Source organism: Pseudoalteromonas sp. P1-13-1a, from assembly GCF_001401875.1.
Classification (GTDB): domain Bacteria; phylum Pseudomonadota; class Gammaproteobacteria; order Enterobacterales; family Alteromonadaceae; genus Pseudoalteromonas.
In genome coordinates, this window is the sequence record NZ_LKDV01000005.1 from 43,215 (window position 1) to 62,739 (window position 19,525).

The 19,525-nt window shown below is 38.5% G+C and carries 15 protein-coding genes; 7 read left to right on the forward strand and 8 right to left on the reverse strand.

The window, feature by feature from the left end:
* Position 1: 1 nt before the first annotated feature.
* The 3 genes from AN391_RS05375 to AN391_RS05385 form a co-directional block, all read right to left on the reverse strand.
* A complete protein-coding gene (locus AN391_RS05375) occupies positions 2-1,444 on the reverse strand; it encodes a sulfatase-like hydrolase/transferase (RefSeq protein WP_055014444.1) in 1,443 nt (480 codons plus the stop codon).
* Between the two features lie 69 nt (positions 1,445-1,513).
* Positions 1,514-3,037 (reverse strand): sulfatase-like hydrolase/transferase, encoded by a 1,524-nt coding sequence (locus tag AN391_RS05380; protein ID WP_055014445.1) that lies wholly within the window; start codon positions 3,035-3,037, stop codon positions 1,514-1,516.
* Between the two features lie 206 nt (positions 3,038-3,243).
* The gene (locus AN391_RS05385; protein ID WP_055014446.1) at positions 3,244-5,679 is read right to left on the reverse strand and encodes a hypothetical protein; all 2,436 of its coding nucleotides are present in this window, start codon (positions 5,677-5,679) and stop codon (positions 3,244-3,246) included.
* A gap of 513 nt (positions 5,680-6,192) precedes the next feature.
* On the opposite strand from AN391_RS05385, the gene AN391_RS20875 reads away from it, so the two are divergent.
* The 3 genes from AN391_RS20875 to AN391_RS20725 are packed head-to-tail and all read left to right on the forward strand — an operon-like array spanning position 6,193 to position 6,807.
* Positions 6,193-6,321 carry a hypothetical protein gene (locus AN391_RS20875; protein WP_268795558.1) on the forward strand — a complete coding sequence of 43 codons (129 nt, stop codon included), beginning with the start codon at positions 6,193-6,195 and terminating at the stop codon, positions 6,319-6,321.
* Positions 6,322-6,330: 9 nt separating this feature from the next.
* Positions 6,331-6,513 carry a DDE-type integrase/transposase/recombinase gene (locus AN391_RS20720; protein ID WP_327077725.1) on the forward strand — a complete coding sequence of 61 codons (183 nt, stop codon included), beginning with the start codon at positions 6,331-6,333 and terminating at the stop codon, positions 6,511-6,513.
* A 36-nt stretch (positions 6,514-6,549) separates the two neighbouring features.
* On the forward strand, positions 6,550-6,807 hold the full coding sequence (locus tag AN391_RS20725; protein ID WP_200910089.1) for an IS3 family transposase: 258 nt from the start codon (positions 6,550-6,552) through the stop codon (positions 6,805-6,807).
* A 157-nt stretch (positions 6,808-6,964) separates the two neighbouring features.
* Here the strand turns inward: AN391_RS20725 and AN391_RS05395 are convergent, their stop codons facing one another.
* From AN391_RS05395 to AN391_RS05405, 3 genes are all read right to left on the reverse strand, one after another.
* Positions 6,965-7,435, reverse strand: a complete 471-nt coding sequence (locus AN391_RS05395) for a DUF6436 domain-containing protein (protein WP_408003229.1) — start codon at positions 7,433-7,435, stop codon at positions 6,965-6,967.
* Positions 7,436-7,466: 31 nt separating this feature from the next.
* A complete protein-coding gene (locus tag AN391_RS05400) occupies positions 7,467-8,933 on the reverse strand; it encodes a methyl-accepting chemotaxis protein (RefSeq protein WP_055014448.1) in 1,467 nt (488 codons plus the stop codon).
* Between the two features lie 99 nt (positions 8,934-9,032).
* Positions 9,033-9,587: a hydrolase gene (locus AN391_RS05405; RefSeq protein ID WP_055014449.1), complete on the reverse strand. Its 555-nt coding sequence runs from the start codon at positions 9,585-9,587 to the stop codon at positions 9,033-9,035.
* Between the two features lie 158 nt (positions 9,588-9,745).
* On the opposite strand from AN391_RS05405, the gene AN391_RS05410 reads away from it, so the two are divergent.
* Positions 9,746-14,248, forward strand: coding sequence for an EAL domain-containing protein (locus tag AN391_RS05410; RefSeq protein WP_055014450.1), 4,503 nt, complete (start codon positions 9,746-9,748; stop codon positions 14,246-14,248).
* Here AN391_RS05410 and AN391_RS05415 read toward each other — a convergent pair.
* Positions 14,245-15,141, reverse strand: coding sequence for a cation diffusion facilitator family transporter (locus AN391_RS05415; RefSeq protein ID WP_055014451.1), 897 nt, complete (start codon positions 15,139-15,141; stop codon positions 14,245-14,247). The two genes, AN391_RS05410 and AN391_RS05415, sit on opposite strands and share 4 nt — an antisense overlap.
* 199 nt (positions 15,142-15,340) lie before the next feature.
* Here AN391_RS05415 and AN391_RS05420 point away from each other — a divergent pair, with 199 nt between their 5' ends.
* The 3 genes from AN391_RS05420 to AN391_RS05430 all read left to right on the forward strand — a co-directional run bounded on the left by AN391_RS05420 (position 15,341) and on the right by AN391_RS05430 (position 18,339).
* A complete protein-coding gene (locus tag AN391_RS05420) occupies positions 15,341-16,792 on the forward strand; it encodes a diguanylate cyclase domain-containing protein (protein ID WP_055014452.1) in 1,452 nt (483 codons plus the stop codon).
* Between the two features lie 106 nt (positions 16,793-16,898).
* Positions 16,899-17,855, forward strand: coding sequence for an SPFH domain-containing protein (locus AN391_RS05425; RefSeq protein WP_055014453.1), 957 nt, complete (start codon positions 16,899-16,901; stop codon positions 17,853-17,855).
* A 28-nt stretch (positions 17,856-17,883) separates the two neighbouring features.
* Positions 17,884-18,339: an NfeD family protein gene (locus tag AN391_RS05430; RefSeq protein ID WP_029774440.1), complete on the forward strand. Its 456-nt coding sequence runs from the start codon at positions 17,884-17,886 to the stop codon at positions 18,337-18,339.
* 4 nt (positions 18,340-18,343) lie between these two features.
* On the opposite strand, the gene AN391_RS05435 is transcribed toward AN391_RS05430, so the two are convergent.
* Positions 18,344-19,216, reverse strand: coding sequence for an SMP-30/gluconolactonase/LRE family protein (locus tag AN391_RS05435; RefSeq protein WP_055014454.1), 873 nt, complete (start codon positions 19,214-19,216; stop codon positions 18,344-18,346).
* Between the last annotated feature and the right edge of the window lie 309 nt (positions 19,217-19,525).

The following is a 19,525-nucleotide window of genomic DNA, read 5'->3' on the forward strand; positions in this document are numbered from 1 at the left end:
CTTACTTAGTTGTTTTAAACGTTTTATCAAATCGTGGCATAGCATCTAGCCGCCAGTTCACACCCTCTGTAGTTTCATGGAACCAGCTAGGCTGCTGGTTATCCCAGCTCCATTTTTCCATTTCGCGGACCATGTCGGTTAACAGTGCTTTATTAGATTTACTTACATCGTTTTTTTCAGAAATATCGTTTTCGATATTAAATAACTGCCACGGTTGCTGGTTAACTTTCAAAGCTTTCCATTGATTTAAGCGTATCGCTGCATCACTGTAACCTTTACGATGACGAAGAGCATAAATTGGCTCATCTTTATGTGGGTTTTCATTTTTAATAAATGCAGGCCACATATTAGTGCCATCTAATTGTTGGCTCTCTTCAATTTTAGCGCCCGCTAAAGCTGCAAATGTTGGGTATAAATCAAGTGCCGATACAGGGTGCGAAAAACGCTTGCCCGCAGGTACATGTTTAGGCCAATGAAACAACATAGGTACTCTAAAGCCGCCTTCTTGTGTACTTCCCTTACCGGCTGTGAGTGGGAAGTTATTAGCGCCTTTACTTAATTTTCCACCGTTATCGCTCATAAATACGATAAGCGTGTTATCTAACTGATTATTTTTTTTAAGAGCGCTAACTAATTTACCAATACCACGGTCGAGGGCGAAAACCATACCCGCGTATGTTTTACGATCTTTATTTTTTATATTAGGGAACATTGCCATATCTTCATCTTTAGCTTGTAGTGGTACATGCGGGGCGTTGTACGCTAAATATAAAAAGAACGGGTTAGTTTTTTCCGCTGCTTTATCTACAAAATTTACGGCTTCGCGTGATAGTGCATCGGTAATATATTCTGTTTCTCTAACTTTTTTACCGTTATGTTCAAGCGGTGTTAAGTATTCAAAAATATTTTTTAAACCTTGTGCTTTTTGCTTTTCATAAATTGGCTGGTATTGACTTGGAAAATAATTATGCCCGCCCCCTAAAAACCCATAGTATTCATCGAAACCGCGTTGATTAGGATGATATTTCGGCGCATCACCTAAGTGCCATTTACCAAGAGCACCAGTGAAGTAGTTATTTTCATTTAGTAATTTACTAATAAACTTAGCATCAGTAGGCACGCCTACGTTTGAGCCGCGTGTCGGTAAATTAAATTGTGAGCCAATTTTATGTGGATAACGACCTGTCATTAACGCAGCTCTGCTTGGGCCGCAGAACGGGTGCGCTACGTAAGCGTCTGAAAAGGAAGTTCCTGATTTAGCAAGATCATCAATATTTGGGGTAATAATATCTTTAGAGCCATTAAAACCTACATCTGCATAACCTAGGTCATCTGCAACAATAAGAATAATATTGGGTTTTTGTTCACTTGCATGTATACCCGCAGAGCCAACTAATAGCGCAAGCGATGATAAAGCGCTCAATAATTTTGTGTGTATTTTCATAGTGCCAGTCTCAATTTTGATAATAAAAAATAGTAGGCCAATTAAGGCCCACCAAAGGGCATTTCTCGGCTATAAAAAAGCTTTCATATGATGATTAAATTTAGTTAATGATGGGTCCTCAATACGCTTCAGCTCCCCAGCCATTTTATTAACTAAATCAGTAAGCTGTTTTTTGTATTTAGGATTATCTATTTGGTTTGTGATTTCGTAAGGATCATTTTTTAAATCGTATAATTCATCGCGGCTGTCGCCGGGATTCCATACAAACTTCATTTCAGGGGTACGTATCGCTCTAATACCAAACCAGCCGCCGTTGTACCACTCGTATGCATAAAGTGCTACATCATCTTTGCCAGAATCCGCGCTATCACCCTGCTCCATTAACGGCACGAGTGAACGTCCATCCTCGTCACCATCAAGGGGTAATGACATCCATTGACGAAGTGTAGGTGCAATATCAAGCATAGATACCTGACGATTAATTATTTTAGGCTCAATATTTGGCGCACGAATAATAAGCGGCATACGCATTAATTCGTCATACGCGTAGGGGCCTTTGTCGTACAGGTTATGCTCGCCTAGCATGCTGCCCTGATCGCCGACTAAAATAATGTGCAGGTCGTCGTATAAACCTTCTTCTTTGGCGGTATTAATGAGCTCGCCAACAGCATGATCTATCATGGCGATAGCCCCATAGTAAAAACTGTGTGCTTTGCGCCAATCAGTTTCAGTCATATGGCTTACATCATGCCAAGGCCACCAAATATCGTCTTGTGCCATTGGTTTGTTTTTACGTTCAATACCAAAATTGGGAGGAAGTTTTATATCTTTGTAGTCGTACATGCTGGCGTAAGGCTCTGGTACGCGGTACGGCGGATGAGGTTGCTCAAAACTAACAATCCCAAAAAATGGTTTGTTTGATTTAGCTGCGTTTCTCAGCATTAGTTTGCCTTCGTTTACTTCTTTAGCCGTTACCGTATCAGCATAAGTGCCAGGCAAAGTTTTATAGTAGTCGTGTTTTTCACCGTTTTCATCTCGCTCCCCAGCGTTCATTCGCTCTACATTTTTTTTAGTACCATAAGGTGTAAAGGGCCGGCCATTACGCTCTTCATCTTTATCGTGACCCCACATAAAGTTAGCACCTCGAAGGGTGGGACCTTGAGCGCCTAAGTGCCATTTACCCACATAACTAACATCGTAACCTACGCTAGTTGCACGTTTAATAACGCTTCCCTCACTTAGTGATAGTTCAGAGAGTCTTGAATGATAAAGCCCTACGTTATCGTCAAGCCCCGTTTTATGCCCCCAACGCCCAGTAAACATAGCCGCGCGAGAAGGCGAGCATAACCCCGTAGATGTCATAGCTTGATCAAAGCGCGTACCCTCATGTGCTAACGCATCAATATTTGGCGTCGAAACGGGGCCATTTCTATAGGAGAAAGTGTCGAATCGCATATCATCAAACATTAAAATAAGTACATTTGGCTTTTTCTTTTGCGTATGTTCTTTCCCCGCGTCATTGGCATATACAGTAGATGCAAACAGTGCGCAGTACCCTATTATCATCAGTGATTTAAAATTGAATACTTTCATTATGTGTGTCCTGTCAGGTGAAAGGTTTTACAAATTAACTTACTAAGCATTGTTAAAATAGTTATCCATTTAGCACAATGGTTAGCTTAGCAATATTAATACAAACAATATAAACATATGATGTTTAGGTTTTCAATAAAAAAAAAGGGTTTGTCCCTTTTTTAACAGTTAGAACCTGTGTGAAATATACACAGGTTCTAAGCAGATTAATTAGGTGTAACTTCGAGTAGCAGAACACCCTCAGATGGAATATCAAAAGTACTTTTAAGCTTATTGCTGGTCATCAAGTTTTTAATATTTACATTCTTACTGCCTTTAAGAGATAACTCTATATCTGCATTGCCATGACCTAAATTTAAGATATTAACAAGATATTTCCCATTTTTTTGTTTAACAGTACGCCATGTTACCGTTTTAAAATCTTCCCCATTATCCGCCGTTATTGATACATCTGGTAGACTGTCTGATACTTGCTCAAGTGCCATTTTTTTAATTGCTTTAGTATCAGAACCCTTAGGCATAACAATAAGCTTACCTTTTCCTGGTGCTAACTTAACTTTACGTGATTGGCCATATTCATTTAAAGACAGGCTCTGTTCAGAGTCTAAAATAACTGTACCACCATTATTTAAATAGCCTTGTAGTGTCTTAAATTCATCATCAGTAACAAATTTATTACGATAGACAAGTATCGCGTCCCAATTACTATTATCTTGTTTTTCGATTATATTTTTTGTAGCAAAGCCAAGCGGAAAACCTTCAAAAAACAAATCTTCATAGAGCGCGTAACCTTTACTCATATAGTCATCAATATTAATAGCCGTGGTTTCAGAATAAAATAAGCGAAGCGGACGACGCTGTTCTCTGAGCTCTACAATTTCCTCAGAAAAACTATTAAGATCAAACATTACTTGAGTAACTTCGTTAGTTACATGGGGCTGCATATTGTTAGAACCCGCAAATGCTCCTCCCAAACCTGGGTCAAAAAAGTCTAAGTCACCTTCTAATCGATCCTCTGGCGAACCATCAGGATCGCGTGCCCAAAACCACCCCATATTGGCATCCATACCAAGTAAAGTGGCAAGCCAGTAAACACTTCGTACATAACTAGTACGTGTATCCAAATCACGCCACTGACCCGATGATAAAAAGTGGGACTCTGAATTAACATTAATTTTATTTGGTGCTACTGATTCCATAAAATCATGGAACATAGCCACAATGCCCCAATTATAAGCGTATTTTTCGATCCATTTAGACGATTTACCAGGGCGAATGTTTTCGCTACCAAATGATTTGGCATCGTGCCCAACCATAGTTGTCAATTCAGCTAGAGCTTCGGTATCTATACCTCCAGAGCGAGAGTCTTCCATGAACATACGAGGCATAATTTTAATATGAGTATCGGCGTCTTCATTTACAGAGTGCAGTTCGTTTTGAACATACGTAAACCAATCCGTACTTCTATCCATATTATACCGCGTCCAGTCGTACCAGATGGGTAAGCCTTTTAACGCCGGATCAATAGGGATTTCTATTGCAACACTTTTAAAGTTTTTAAAATTAGTATCCCAATTTTCATTAAGCTTAGTTATATTTCCCTGATATTTAGTGCGCAACCAATTTCTAAATTTATTTAACGTGTACGAAGAAATACTCGTCATTTCTTGGAAATTTTGTGTCCAATGTCCTTTTTCAGCATACCAATGTGGTTCGTTAGCAAGCACAAAACCCACCTCAGTGACTTTTTTACCTTTGGTGAGTTCACCCGTTTTACGAATTATCTTGCCCCATACTTCGCGTGCTAATGGGTTGTCAATATCGAACCCAGTAAATAAAGAACGCCCTTTTCTAACCTCGGGTTCTCGCTCTTCAACCCACTGTGGGATACCCATTAGCCAATAAACTAAAAAACCAATGTTAGTGTCTGGAATACGGGTTAACTCTTTCATTAGCTCCTCGTCAAAGGTACCATCCTCACGCACTAAAAAAGAATTAATAGCGCGATCATGATCAACAGGGTATAAATCTTCACCACCATGATAAAGCGCACCTAAATGGTCGTTGTAAATATCTTTATTTGTAAGCGGTTGCCCCACCGTTTTTGAAAAATAGTCATATAGAAATATTGGCTTACCATTACTTACAAACATGTTGTCTTGTGCTTTAGTATTTTGCCAATCAACTTTATTTACAGGACGACGCTTTATCTCACCAGCCAGCTCTTTAGACAAATCATCTATCCCTTTATCTAAAATTTGAATGACTTTCTTTCGCTCAAAATCAGGAAGGTCTTTTGCTAACTGCTCTTTTTTGTCTTTATAATAACGTTCATAACTAAATAGCTTAACAACAGCGTCGTAATTGTTCTCATCCCAATTAGCAAACTTTAAAAACTGTTCTGCAAACCACACAACGCTCTGCTCACGTGTAACATCTATTTGCTTACGCTTAGCTTTTGCCATTAGCTTTTTAAGTTTATTAATTTTTAGTTGTGCTGCTTTTTCGTAGCTATTCAACGAAGTACTTGCTGCACTTAGCGTTTCAGTGTTTTTTGAGTCTATAACACCTTCTTGCTGTGAACACGCTGATGTAAGTAAAAATAATGGGGCTAGTGTGAAGCCTAATAGATGTTGTCTCATGCTATCTCTCGTTTAGAAAAGTTATTTATAGATCGTATTTATTATGTTTCTAAGGTTTATTAATGACAACATACATCATATGTTTGCATTTGTAATTTGTTTTTTACAACTAAATACTATTTTTCACATAAAAATTAACTTTTATCAAAACGCCAAATTTTCAAAAGTACGTGCTTATTAAAGCGCAAACGACGCTTTTAAAGTTTTTGCTTTCACCATACTGCACGTGTATCTCGGTAATATAATTTTTAGGCACTCTATGGACTCCCCATAGTTTGCTAAAAACCCAATGAGTTTTCTATTGTTGCGATGTGTAAACTATTTAAGCTACACCGTAGTGGCGTTTATGTGTGGTTAAAAAAGCCATTGAGTGACAGAGCAATCGAAGATAATCGTTTGCTTAAGCTTATTAAAGTTTTACGTTGCCTGTGGTGGCACTTACGGTAGTCCTTAGGTACACGAAGATTGACGTGAAGCTGGTGAGTATGCTGTGTTAATCGCGTAGCTAAAATCATGCGCCAACATAAACTCAAAGCGCAAATAGGTTATAAACGTCGCCCTATTAAAGGCGGTAAAACATCGCGCATTGCAGATAACTTGCTAGCTCGACAGTTTAATCCTCCTGCGCCGAATCAAACTTGAGTAAGTGATATTACTTATGTGAGAACCTATGAAGGCTTCTTGTATGTAGCCACTGTCATGAATTTATTCTCTAGGCGCATCGTAGGCTGGTCGATGGATAAAAACATGGACAAACACTTAGTAATTAAAGCATTGCTCATGGCAGTTTATCAGCGCCAGCCGAAAGCTGACGTAATGGTACATAGTGATTAAGGAAGCCAGTATGGTAGCGCTGATTACTTAGCCTTTATGAAAGAATATAACCTTGTACCCTCAATGAGTCGAGCTGGGAATTGTCACGATAATGCAGTTGCTGAAAGCTTTTTTGTAACGATTAAAAAGCGAATAGTTAAGCGTAAGATATATTCGACAAGGGAAGATGCGAAAGCTGAGATATTCAATTTTATAGAAATGTTCTACAATCCAAAAAAACGCCATTCACACACAGGCGGTGTTTCACCTGCTAAGTTTGAGGAAGCGTATTTTTCTGAGTTAGAAACGGTCTAGAGAAAGCTGGGAAGTCCAAGTAAGAGAAACTCACCAGGCTCGACATTCATACTGTATACTTTATTAAATTTATATGGCATTAAGCATTACCTTGAGTCAATAATGAGATACGTTTTTTAAATTGAAAATCTCAGAAACGATTCATTTTTTACAAATATTAAGCAGTGCAGTAACAACCACTGGTTTTATTAAGTAACAGCTGGCTGTTAAATCCAGCTACAAGATTATTTATAACCGTTTCGACAAAACCACTGCCCTGCGCGCAGCCAAGCCCTTGAGAAAGAGGGCCTGCATAAACAAAGTCACCCTTGTCATTAATAACTACTGCCGCGGGGGTAGATGGGAGCAACTTTTGTAAAGAGGCTGTTTGCTCAATATTGATAAGCGCAAAGTTGTGCGCTTTAGAAAACGCCGCTAATTGCTTTAAGTGAGGTTGAGCTTGCTTGGTACAGCCGCAGTCAGGGTCGGTGACTATAATCAACGCATTTTTATTAGTGGTTATAAATCCTATGTGTTGCTTAAAATTGGCAAACCACCCAGTTTGCTCAAGTACACCCACACTATCAAATACACGTAACTGGTTGTATTGATAATAAACCAGCCCTGAGACAGTCACAACTAGCCACAAAACTATTACTATCCTCGTTTTTATGGCTGATTTACTTAAACTTGGCAATGCTCTGCTCTAACACGGCAATACTTACATCTATCATTTGAACTTTGGCGGTTAACTTTTCGACCACCTTGGTGTCTTGATATTGGCTTTGCTGCATTTGTTCTGTGCTTGAGGCTATTTGTTTTGTGTTAACCGCTTGATCAGCAACAACTTGTGAGACAGAGTGAGCACTGTGGTTTACAGCTTTGATTTGCTCACTCATCGCACTTATGTTTTCTTTCAAGGTGGTGCTTATATGCGTTAAATCAACCACAAAATCAACACATTGACTCATAGATTGGGTTGAGGTTTTACTGTTAGTAACTAAATCTTTTAGCGTTAATGCAATTTTGTCTGTCGTCGCTTTACTGCTTGTAGCAAGGGTTCTTACCTCATCGGCTACAACAGCAAACCCTCGGCCATGTTCACCGGCCCTTGCAGCTTCAATGGCTGCATTTAGCGCAAGTAGGTTAGTTTGCTCTGCAATACCTGATATCTCATTGAGTAAACCTGATATTACATCGCCTGCTGCCACTAAATGATTTATTTGCTCTTCGGTATGATTAAGTAAATTAAGTAACTCTGTGCTTTTAGTCGCAGTTTGCATAACATCATTAGATGCATTGTTGGCAGCTTGAGAAATGCTATCTACCTGTTGCTTTAACACATTACTTTCATGCTCAACTGAACTAAAGCCTTGGGCAACTTGCGCGCCTGAGTCAGCTATATCATTAGTTTGTTGCTTTCTTTGCTCAGCCCCGCTTGCTAACTCATCATGTACGTTTATTAATTGCTGAGAGTTTTTCTGCAGTGAAAGAGACTGGGTTTGTACTTGACTAATCACATCCGATAAATAACCTAATAAGGTGTTAAAACCCGCCACGGCATTGCTATTTTTGTCATCCGCTCTGAGCGAAAGTTGTATATGTTCTGGGTCGTGCATAATAGCTTCTGTAGCTTTGGTTAAAGACAGCCCAGCACGCCGCTCCTGTTGCAATGTTTTAGCAATATAACCGGCTACAAACACCTCTACTATTGCATAACCGGCATGTATAAGTACCGTAGTAAAGGCGAGCCTATCTGGGTCAAATACATAAAAACCAGTGTTTTGTATTTGTAAAAAATAAAAGCTTAAATGATGAATGGCCACAAAAATAATGGCAGTGATAAACACGCGCCAGTTCACAAACATGATTAACATGGCCATTAAGATGAATATTTCGAAGTGTATTTCTATTAATCCAAAGGCTTGTTGTATGTGCAAAAAAGAAAACATCATGATTGCTGCTGCAACCACGTGCCCAGTAACGGGGTTATTTTGCTGAGTTTTAAGTAACCAAATGGGCAATAAGCTTAAAGGTAAGCCAACAATAAATGCTTGTGCAAGTGTGCCAAAGTACACCCCTAGAGCTATTGACTCTACAAACAAAAAAATGAATATTATGGTGAATAAACGACTTACACTATTCATAAATACCTTTAGTTATTAGTTTTATAATATAATCGGGTTTTGTACGTATTAGCCGATAATTTCGACCACATTTTATTACTATAGCTTAGCCTGCAAACTTTACTTAATAATTGATAAAACCGCTTTAAATTCTGGCGATGCGGCGTTTTTTGTCCATTGAAAAATAATACTTTCTACGCTGGTAATGATAGCACCTGCTTGTTGTAGCTGCATTAAAGCTAATGATTTATGCTCCGGATCTCGTGAGCCTACCGCATCAGCAGCTACATATACTTCAATCCCTTGCGCTATTAAATCTAAACAGGTTTGTAAAACACATACATGTGACTCTGTGCCTATTACTATAACTTGCGTGCGTGTAAGTTGTTTAAACGTAGCATTAAATGTCGGCTCGTTACATGCACTAAAATGTGTTTTTTCAATACTCTGCGCATTTAAAAGCGCGTCTTTTAATCGTCTATTTGTGCTACCTAGTCCTTGTGGGTATTGCTCTGTAACAATGCTAGGAATTTTAAAAATGGCACTAACTTTGGCAATTTTTATTGACCACTGCAGTAAATCAGAAAATTCGCTAATTGCGGGAGAGAGGTTATCTTGAATGTCTATTACTAATAAAATGCTTTTATCAGCAGATAAATTTTTGTGACTCATCATAACACCCCGTTTTTTACGTAATTATAATTAGCAAGCCTAGCTTAAGTAATTATTAATGACTAAGTTTAGTTGATATAAGTTGTAATCCACAATTCAAAAAAGTGTGCTATATTTAATTTTTAAATGTACATTCCCCCTGCCCTAGAGCGAGTTTATTAGTGCGATTGAGTATTCTGTTTTTTCTCTTCACCACTGTTTATTTTCTTTGTATTAATAGCGTATCGGCCACCACAAATTATGCTCAACAACTACAACGAATATCTACCGATGAAGGTTTATCCCAAAACTACGTAACTAAAATTCTACAAGATGATTTAGGTTACATTTGGATAGCCACAGCGCAAGGCCTAAACCGCTTTGATGGTTACACTGTCACTCCCTTTGATGGCGGATTTAACCTTAACGAAAATTTCATTACTACGCTTTTTAAAACCCATGAAGGCAATATTATTGTGTCAACTGAGCTTGCAGGCGCTTTTTTGGTTGATCCTAAAACGTTAGCTACTCGCAATATATTTTCAGGTAGCCTTGCTGGCAATACAGCAAACTACGCCTCAATTGAAGCTGTTGAACAGTATCAGGATACTTTTTACTTTGCCATTTTAAACAACGTGTATTCACTGAGTTCTAGTACAAACTCACTCACCTTAGAGTTTACAGCACAAAGTGAAGAGACCATGGTACGCGCGCTAAAATATTACCAAGGCACGCTTTTTATAGGCACACAAGCAGGTTTATTTAGTTACGACCTAAAAACAGAATCTTTACGCTCTCTTAGTTTACAAGCCCCCAATAAACAAACAGCCGATAATAATAATGTTAAGTTTTTAGCTATCGACCCCATGCTAGGGTTATTAGTCGGCACAGTTGAAGGCATGTACGCGTTAAGTTTAGATAAAAAAGCTCATACGCCTGCATATCAAAGCACTAAACGTGTTATTGCTGATTACAATATTTGGGATTACACCAATACACCTTATGGCGAATTTATTGCCACAGAGCATGGCTTGTTCGAATTTAAGCGAGCAAAAGGGACGACTGAGCTGGTACTTAGCTTTGATCAAAGCAAATTTAATATTACCGAAAATACCATTAACGATTTAATGGTTGACTCAAGCGGCGTGTTTTGGCTTGCATCGCGCACGCAAGGTGTGCTTACTTGGTCAATAAACACACGACGTTTTAAAAAAGTAACCTTACCCAAAAACAACCATATAAATAGTATTTTCCAAGATGCTGACTTAACTATGTGGTATGGCACCGATAATGGCCTCGCTCATGTAAATGCTGACAATCACACCACTTATCACTTAACCTCGCGAGACCCTAAAGCGGTGTATGGCGAATACGCAATTTTTGCCATTAATAAAGCACATTTAGAACCCAATTCGCGGTACTTATGGCTAACGGGATACTACAATTTAATTTTATTTGATAAAAAAACGGGGACCACGGTTGCAAAAAAAGATTTAAATAACGTTATGTCCAAAGATGCAACTATTTATGGTGTGTCAGAGATAGCTCCAGATACATTTGCGTTTTATAATGATCACGGCTTTTATGTTTATAATGGTAAAACGGGATTAACACGCGAAATTAAAGGCTTAAAACAGCATATAGACCCTCTAAATGCGTACACTTTTCATCGTCCTTTTAACGATTACCCCAATGAGTTTGTAATAAGCACAACCACCCATTTTTATCGATATAACGAGCAAACAAACACCTTAACCGCTATTTATAAAACCAGTAAAAAAGGCAACCAAAGTTACCACACAGTAGAAAACTGGTTGATTGATAAAAACAACATTTTATGGCTTGCCACAACCAGTGAAGGCTTAGTGGGAATTGATGCACAAAGCTATGAAAAAAAACACCACTTTAACGTCACTAATGCGCTAAAAACGCAGTCTATTTATTCACTTATTAGCGATGACTATGGGTATTTATGGTTTAGCAGCAAAAATGGTTTGTACCGCTTAAATACCGACACGTTAAGGCTGCGAGTTTTTACGGTAAAAGATGGTTTGTCGGTTAATTCATTTAGTACCTTAGGGGCCATTACGCTTAAAAATAACAATATTATGTTTGGCAGCAGTTATGGTGCGATTTCGTTTGACCCAGCTGAGTTTTTACAGCAAAGCAAACAAACAACCACGGCAATAACCGATATTAGGTTAATGTCGCGCGACTTAAACTATAAACCCAGTCAGTTTGCCGTCTCTGCGTTGGAATTAACACATGAAGATATGGGCTTAGAGGTAAGCTTTTCAAATTTTGATTTTCAAAATAGCGCGGAAACACGTTACAAAATTACGCTTCAAGGGCCTACTTCACTCGAGTATGATAATTTAAAGACAAATAAAATATTTTTTACAACGCTACCGCCAGGTAATTACCAATTAACGGCCAGCGCGTATAATTTTAATAGTGCGACAGAGTCGAAGCCGGCGCTGTTAAATTTTAAAGTGGCGTACGCGCCATGGAAGTCTCCTTATGCGTATGCGGCTTATATTTTAATTATAAGCACTATATTGTGTTTACTTTTTTGGCAATACAGAAGCAGGCAGCTAGCTATCGCTAATGCGCAAAAAGCGACTATACATTCGCAAAAACAAACCGAGCTTGCCCTTACAAACAATAAAAGTGGCATTTGGGACTACCACTACCACGACGAGTCGGTAAATACTAACCGTGGTAGTGAACTTGGTTATACAAATTTACCAAAACGCATACCACTAAAGCACTATTTAGCTTTGATTCACCCTGAAGATAAACCACGCGTGATTTCTCATTGGTTAAATTTTACAAAGCAAAAAAAGCAAGAGCATTGGCAAGCAACATACCGGTTAAAGCACAAGTTGGGCCATTGGCTATGGTATCAAGATTTAGGGCAAATTATTTATGATGAACAAACACATAAGCCTGTCTCTGTATCTGGTATATACACCAACATTACTGAGCAACGTGCCAATGAACAGCAAGCCAACATTTTAGGTGAGGCGTTTGGACAGATAAATGACTGGTTGCTTATTTTAGATAATAACTTAGTGCCGGTTTCTGCAAACAACAGTTTTATAAAAACCTTCTCACAAAGTCATACGCAACCACTAAGCTTAAAAGTGTTTGTTAAAGCGATAGGTAAAGCGCAATGTAAACGCTATGCCAACACATTAAAAACCTTAACCGCTAAGCAAAACTGGCGAACTGATACCATTATTAAAACCGCGACTAATCAGCACCACCCGATCCATATAAGTGCTACCGCAATCGCGAAAGAAGCAAACAGCATTAGCTATTATGTAATTGTTATATCCGATCTAACCGAGCAAAAAAAGGCCGAAGATGAGCTACGTTATTTAGCTAACTTCGATCCGCTCACACAGTTGCCTAACCGCAGTTTAATGCATCAAAAAATCAGTCAATCTATTGAGATTGCGCGTGAACAACTAACGCAAAGCGCATTATTATTTATTGACTTGGATAAATTTAAACCGGTAAATGACACGTTTGGCCACGCTGTTGGTGATCAGCTTCTATGTAATATTACCCAAAGGGTAAGTTCAATGCTGCCAAGTAATGCCACACTTGGTCGCCAAAGCGGTGACGAGTTTTTAGTCCTTATAGATAAAGTTGAAGACATTTCGATTCTTAATCAAACAGTTAAAGGCATAAGCTCAGAACTTGCTAATAAAGTGATTATTGAAGATTTTTCTATAAATATATCTGCAAGTATAGGCGTCGCTTTATACCCGTATGATGCCAGTTCAACAGATTTATTGATCAGAAATGCAGACGTAGCCATGATGCACGCAAAGCAGGCTGGCAGAAACGGCTTTAAGTTTTTTAATGACTCGATGAACGAGAAAATAAAACAAAAACTCATCCTTGAAAACGATTTAAAAGATGCCGCTAAAGATCAGCTGTTATTTAATCATTACCAGCCCATTATCGATACGCAAGCGCAAACAATTAATGGCGTTGAATTACTAATGCGCTGGGAAAATAACGGTCAATTTGTCTCACCGGCTTTATTTATCCCATTAGCAGAAGAAACAGGCCTTATTGAAGCGTTGACTGAACAAGCTTTAGAGCGTGCGCTATCTGAACTAGCACCTACTTTAGCTAAAAACCCATTATTTTATATCTCGCTTAATTTGTCACCAAAACACATTTTGAGAACCAATATAGCCACCAAACTGATTAATATTTTAAAACACCATAAAATGAGCCCAGTGCAGCTGCGCTTAGAAATAACTGAAAACATATTGCTCGAAGATAAGCAAAAAGCCGCTAAACAATTACAAAAATTAAAGGCTGCTGGCTTTAAGCTTTTACTGGATGATTTTGGTACTGGCTACTCATCACTCACCTATCTAAGTCAGTTCCCTATCGATGTTATTAAAATAGATCAAAGCTTTGTTAACAGTATTGGGAGTGATAAGAGTGATGAGTCTATAATCAAAACCATTTATACTTTGGCCCAAAACCTTGGGCTTTATTGCATAGCCGAGGGCGTTGAAACTAAGCAACAAAAAGCGTTTTTAGAAGGCTTAGGCTGTCATGTTGTGCAAGGTTATTATTTTGCAAAACCAATGCGCGCACAGCAATTGCAAAGCCCAGAAACCATTGAGCATATTCAGAGTTTAATAAACAATTAGCTATGAATATGTTGGCATTCGTGGCTTTCTATTTGCAATACACTGCTTTTAACATTAAAACGAGCCGCAAGGAGCTTTTCTATTTTTAAGCGACAAGCTTCGTCGTGCTTTTCGATAGTACAATGCTGTTTTAACACTACATGAGCGCCGACAATAATATCATTGTCTTTACGCAGTACCGTCACATTATGTACATTATGTACATGCTCTAAGTCGGTAATAGATTGCTCAATGTCTTTTACTTTAGGCAATTTAGCGCTATTAAAAAACAGTCCTTTAATACAACTAGTAATTACTTTACCGCCTGTAAAGAGCACAAACGAGGCTATCAACATGCTCGATAAAATATCAATAATGCTCCAACCTGTATAGTAAATGAGTACACCGGCTATAAACGTAGAAATGGTCGATATAATATCGAAAAACGAATGTAAAAACACAGCGTAAACATTAATGCTCGCTTTGCGCCCTTTGTAAAGTACCCACGCTGCGGCGCCATGAAATAGAAATCCTACAGAGGCAATACTCGACATTAAAAAGCTGTTTATTTCTAAATCATGGCCATCGTTATGATGGGAGATTCTTTCAATACCTTCATATAAAATAACGGAACTAATAGCCAAATACAGCAGACCATTTATAAGACCACCAATAAGTTCAGCGCGTTGGTAGCCATCGTTATAAGTTTTAGCAAAGTGAATGGCTAAGGTAGAGGCAATAAGAGCAATAAATAGCGAGCTGTTATGCACAAATAAGTGCCCCGCATCAGCAAGCACAGCAAGCGAATTTGCGTAATAAGCGCCAATAACCTGAATTACCATAAATGAACATGTGATCGCCAAAGCGATAAGTAGCCGACGACGAGACGCTTGGTGTGTAGTGATTTCTGTCATGAAAAGCTTGAAAAACCTATACTTAAATTGCAAATAAGCCGGCAGATGGCTTAGAGTAGAAAAGGGCAATGATATACAGTTGCAATTGTAATACGAAGCACCTTTAAACGCACTAAAAACTTAGCAAAATTGCTAAAACTGTACTAAACAATACATAAAGGGAATAACACATTCTATAAACAAGCAACTGGAGCAATGAGTGGGCTTAAAACAATTAGAGGATATTTGGAGTACTGTTAAGCTTATTCCATTTGCTGTTGTACTTTATGACGTTAAAAAACACACCTATAAAACAAACTCGCAAGCACAGCTTATATTTGACCTACCTGAAAAACACACCCTAAACAAGGCTGATTTTAAGCACCTTAAGCTCAGCAGCCCTGAGAGTAGAAAACAATTTACGATTGAGCAATTGTTTGAAAAATACTTGGTGATAAATACTAACTGCCACGTATTATTACAAAAACAAACCAAAAGCCTGTTGCTAAATGCCAAACTCGCCCAGCTAAATAAACACTTACATATAGCAACGTTTGAAGTTATTGAGCACAACCAAGATGCGCAATATAACTTTGATAAAATAATCTCAAAAATTTCTACTGATTTAATAGATATCCAAAATGACAATATTGATACGCATATAGGGTTTGCACTTAAAGCCATTGGCACTGTTTGCCATGCCGATAGAAGCTACTTATTTAAATTCTCTGAAGATGGTAAGTCAATGCGTAATACTCATGAATGGGTTAATCAAGGCATTCAGGCGTTTAAAGAGCAGCTACAACATGTCCCAACAAACTCACTCCCCTACTTCGCTAATTTAATGGATACCACGCACTTATTTAAAGTAAATGATGTTGCCAGTCTCCCAATAAAAGCAACTAAAGAAAAACAAGAACTAGAGCGTGAAGGAATTCAATCAGTATTATGTATTGGCCTTCGCTACGATAAAGAGCTGGTAGGCTTTATAGGTTGTGACTGTGTAAAACAAAAACGCGAATGGACAGACCTAGATTTAATTAGAATAAAGCTTGTAGGCGAGATAATTGCTAACGCATTTAAAAATTTAAATTACAAGCAAGAACTTCAACGCATACAACAGCAGCTAATAACTGCGAATCAAAAGCTCAACCAACTTGTAAATACCGACAGCCTCACCTCAATTGCAAACCGGCGATGTTTCGACAAAGCACTAGAGAGTGAAATTAAGCGCTGCGCACGTGCTGAACAACCCGTTAGTTTAATTATGTGCGATATAGATTTCTTTAAAAACTACAACGACAGTTATGGCCATCAGCAAGGCGACGAAGCCTTAGTAAAAGTAGCAGCTGCGCTTAAGGCGCAATGCCGACGCGAGGGCGATTTAACCGCACGCTATGGAGGTGAAGAATTTGCCGTAATTTTACCGGCAACTAATGAGCAAGACTGCCTGCAATTTACCCGCTTAATTCAACAAACAATTAAAGCGGCAGGCATAAAACACAATAAATCTAGTGTAAGTGAGTACCTAACGTTAAGTATTGGTTTTTATTCTGCCATGCCGGATAAAAACAGCACACCGCAATGCTTTATAAATAAAGCCGACCAAGCACTCTACAAAGCAAAAGAAACAGGACGAAATAAGGTGTGCCAATTTAAACCCACTCACTAAAAGCTTGTTTTTGTGGTACAAAAATTTAAGTAGTGATAACCTATACATGCTGACATTATAAACAATACAACAACTCAGCAAGTCCACTCTCATAAGGAATTTTTAAATGGATCCAATCAATCAAATACTAAATATGGTATTTACTGTTGAAGCATTTTTACTTGTTTTTGTAATTGTACTTCTAAAAAGTAGTGTTAAGTTTGTACCTCAAAACCGAGCATGGTTAATAGAGCGCTTTGGAAAATACCAATCAACTAAAGAAGCCGGACTCAATTTTATTGTGCCATTTATAGACCGTATTGCTGCAGACCGTAGTTTGAAAGAACAAGCTCAAGATGTTCCCTCACAATCAGCCATCACAAAAGATAATATCTCCCTAATTGTTGACGGTGTATTGTACTTTCGTGTACTTGACCCTTACAAAGCAACATACGGCGTGGATGACTATGTATTTGCAGTTACTCAATTATCGCAAACAACCATGCGTTCAGAGTTAGGTAAAATGGAACTAGATAAAACATTTGAAGAACGTGACTTATTAAATACCAACATTGTGGCAGCGATTAACCAAGCAGCAGAGCCATGGGGCATACAGGTTTTACGCTATGAAATAAAAGATATTGTGCCGCCTCAATCAGTTATGGAAGCAATGGAAGCACAAATGAAAGCTGAGCGGGTAAAACGCGCGCAAATATTAGAATCCGAAGGTGACAGACAAGCAAATATAAATGTTGCAGAGGGTAAAAAGCAGGCGCAGGTACTTGCCGCAGAAGCAGAAAAAGCAGAACAAATACTCAGAGCAGAAGGTGAAGCCAAAGCCATTATTGCGGTAGCTGAAGCTCAAGCAGATGCTCTGCGTGAAGTAGGTGCAGCAGCAGATACAGAACAAGGACAAAAAGCTATCCAATTAGACCTTGCAACTAAGGCTATCGCTGCAAAAGAGGCCATAGCTAAAGAGTCATCGGTCGTTTTACTTCCCGATAACGCCACCGATGCAAGCTCGCTCGTAGCGCAAGGTATGTCTATTATCAATACATTAAATAAAACGCAAAACCTGCAATAAAGCCTATTAGCTTAATTTAGGAGAATATATGGACCTAATTTCGCAAAACTTACCACAAGCTTTAATGGTTATAGGTATTATTGCATTAATAATAGAAGTCACCGTTTTAGGGCTATCTACTATTATTCTGCTTTTCTTGGGGTTGTCTTTGCTTACTTCTGGGTTGTTAATGGTTGCAGGAGTACTACCCGAAACTATTACAGCGGCACTTTGGAGCAATACCATCATTACCGCTGTTTTGGCACTACTTTTATGGAAACCCATGAAACGTATGCAAGAAAATGTAGATTCTAAGCAAATAAATAGCGATTTCGCCGATCTTACTTTTGTATTAGCAAAAGATGTTTCAGATAAAGAAATAACAACACATCAGTATTCTGGTATAAGTTGGCAGCTCAAAAGTACACAACCTATTAGTGCTGGCACCAAAGTAATAGTGGTTAAAAAAGAGGTAGGTGTTATGTGGGTTGCCCCTGCCCCGTAACGTTTTATATTATTACGGGCGGCTCTAGCTGCCCGTTTTTTATACCTGATATTTTAAATACACTGCCTTGTAATGACTGGTTAGTTTTTACATTACTGTCATCTGCAGACGTTACAAATAGCCACTGTGCGTTATTGCCACCAAACGCCACGCTTGTAGGCTTTTTAGCGGGCAATGGTTGTGTTTGTAAAACTTCCCCATTTGGGGATAAACACATAACGCAGCCCATATCCCACACTGCAAGCCATAAATTCCCTTGTGCATCAATCACACAACCGTCTGGGTCTACTTCAGTGTTTTTAAATTGATAAAAAACACTTGCTGGTAAAATAGGCTCACCACTTTGTGGATTTACATTCAAAGAAAAAATACAACTGGCTTTAGAGTCGCAGTAATACGCGCGTGAGCGTGCTTTATCAAAACATAATCCGTTAGGAATGCTTAACCCTTGCACCACACAATTAAGCGAATTTTGATAAAATCGGTAAATTTTTCCCCCGCCTGAGCGGGCGCTTTTATCCATAGTACTTATCCAAAACCCTCCCCAAGGGTCGGCTCGGCCATCGTTAGCGCGTCGTGTAGGCTGGGTGTTTTCTAAAAATGTAAGCGTTTGGCGCACCCCAGAAGCTATATGGTATTTATAAATACCCGTACTGGTGCCAATAATAAGGTGTGCCTTGTCAAGCCACGCTAAGGCCGAAACCGTATCTTGCATTTCAACTTGAGCTAACGAGTCTGGTTTTGTCAGACACATACTCAGCAAGAGATTTTTTTCTATGTCTACCCAAAATAGCGTTTCAAGCAAAGGGTGCCAAAGCGGGCTTTCACCTAACTTATTTTGTAGATTACTAAATACGGTCACATTTGAGTCAGTCATAAATAACGATTCTTTATTATTAACAAAGCCTTGTATTAATATATACCTTATCAGAAATACCCGACACTTACGATTAATCAAAACACATTAACAACTAGGCACGTTTTCTAAGCTAAACAGTGCACTAATACTAAATAGCTTAATTAAGTGGCTTAGTCTCAAATAATAAACATGTAGATGACGGGGTTAAAGTTTCGTAATTCGTCTGTTTATATCAAAATTTTTAGCGCCGTTATCATCACGTTTCATTCCTTAAATGAATTAAGTAATATGTCAGATGGGTATAATTATTTTAAGCATTTGATCGCG

Bases quoted from the DNA above. Each gene is read 5' to 3' on its own strand.
- AN391_RS05425 (WP_055014453.1), top strand. From the start codon at position 16,899: ATGGATCCAATCAATCAAATACTAAATATGGTATTTACTGTTGAAGCA.
- AN391_RS05380 (WP_055014445.1), bottom strand. From the start codon at position 3,037: ATGAAAGTATTCAATTTTAAATCACTGATGATAATAGGGTACTGCGCA.
- AN391_RS05400 (WP_055014448.1), bottom strand. From the start codon at position 8,933: ATGAATAGTGTAAGTCGTTTATTCACCATAATATTCATTTTTTTGTTT.
- AN391_RS20875 (WP_268795558.1), top strand. From the start codon at position 6,193: ATGCGCCAACATAAACTCAAAGCGCAAATAGGTTATAAACGTCGCCCT.
- AN391_RS05430 (WP_029774440.1), top strand. From the start codon at position 17,884: ATGGACCTAATTTCGCAAAACTTACCACAAGCTTTAATGGTTATAGGT.
- AN391_RS05415 (WP_055014451.1), bottom strand. From the start codon at position 15,141: ATGACAGAAATCACTACACACCAAGCGTCTCGTCGTCGGCTACTTATC.
- AN391_RS05435 (WP_055014454.1), bottom strand. From the start codon at position 19,216: ATGACTGACTCAAATGTGACCGTATTTAGTAATCTACAAAATAAGTTA.
- AN391_RS05385 (WP_055014446.1), bottom strand. From the start codon at position 5,679: ATGAGACAACATCTATTAGGCTTCACACTAGCCCCATTATTTTTACTT.
- AN391_RS20725 (WP_200910089.1), top strand. From the start codon at position 6,550: ATGAAAGAATATAACCTTGTACCCTCAATGAGTCGAGCTGGGAATTGT.
- AN391_RS05375 (WP_055014444.1), bottom strand. From the start codon at position 1,444: ATGAAAATACACACAAAATTATTGAGCGCTTTATCATCGCTTGCGCTA.
- AN391_RS05405 (WP_055014449.1), bottom strand. From the start codon at position 9,587: ATGATGAGTCACAAAAATTTATCTGCTGATAAAAGCATTTTATTAGTA.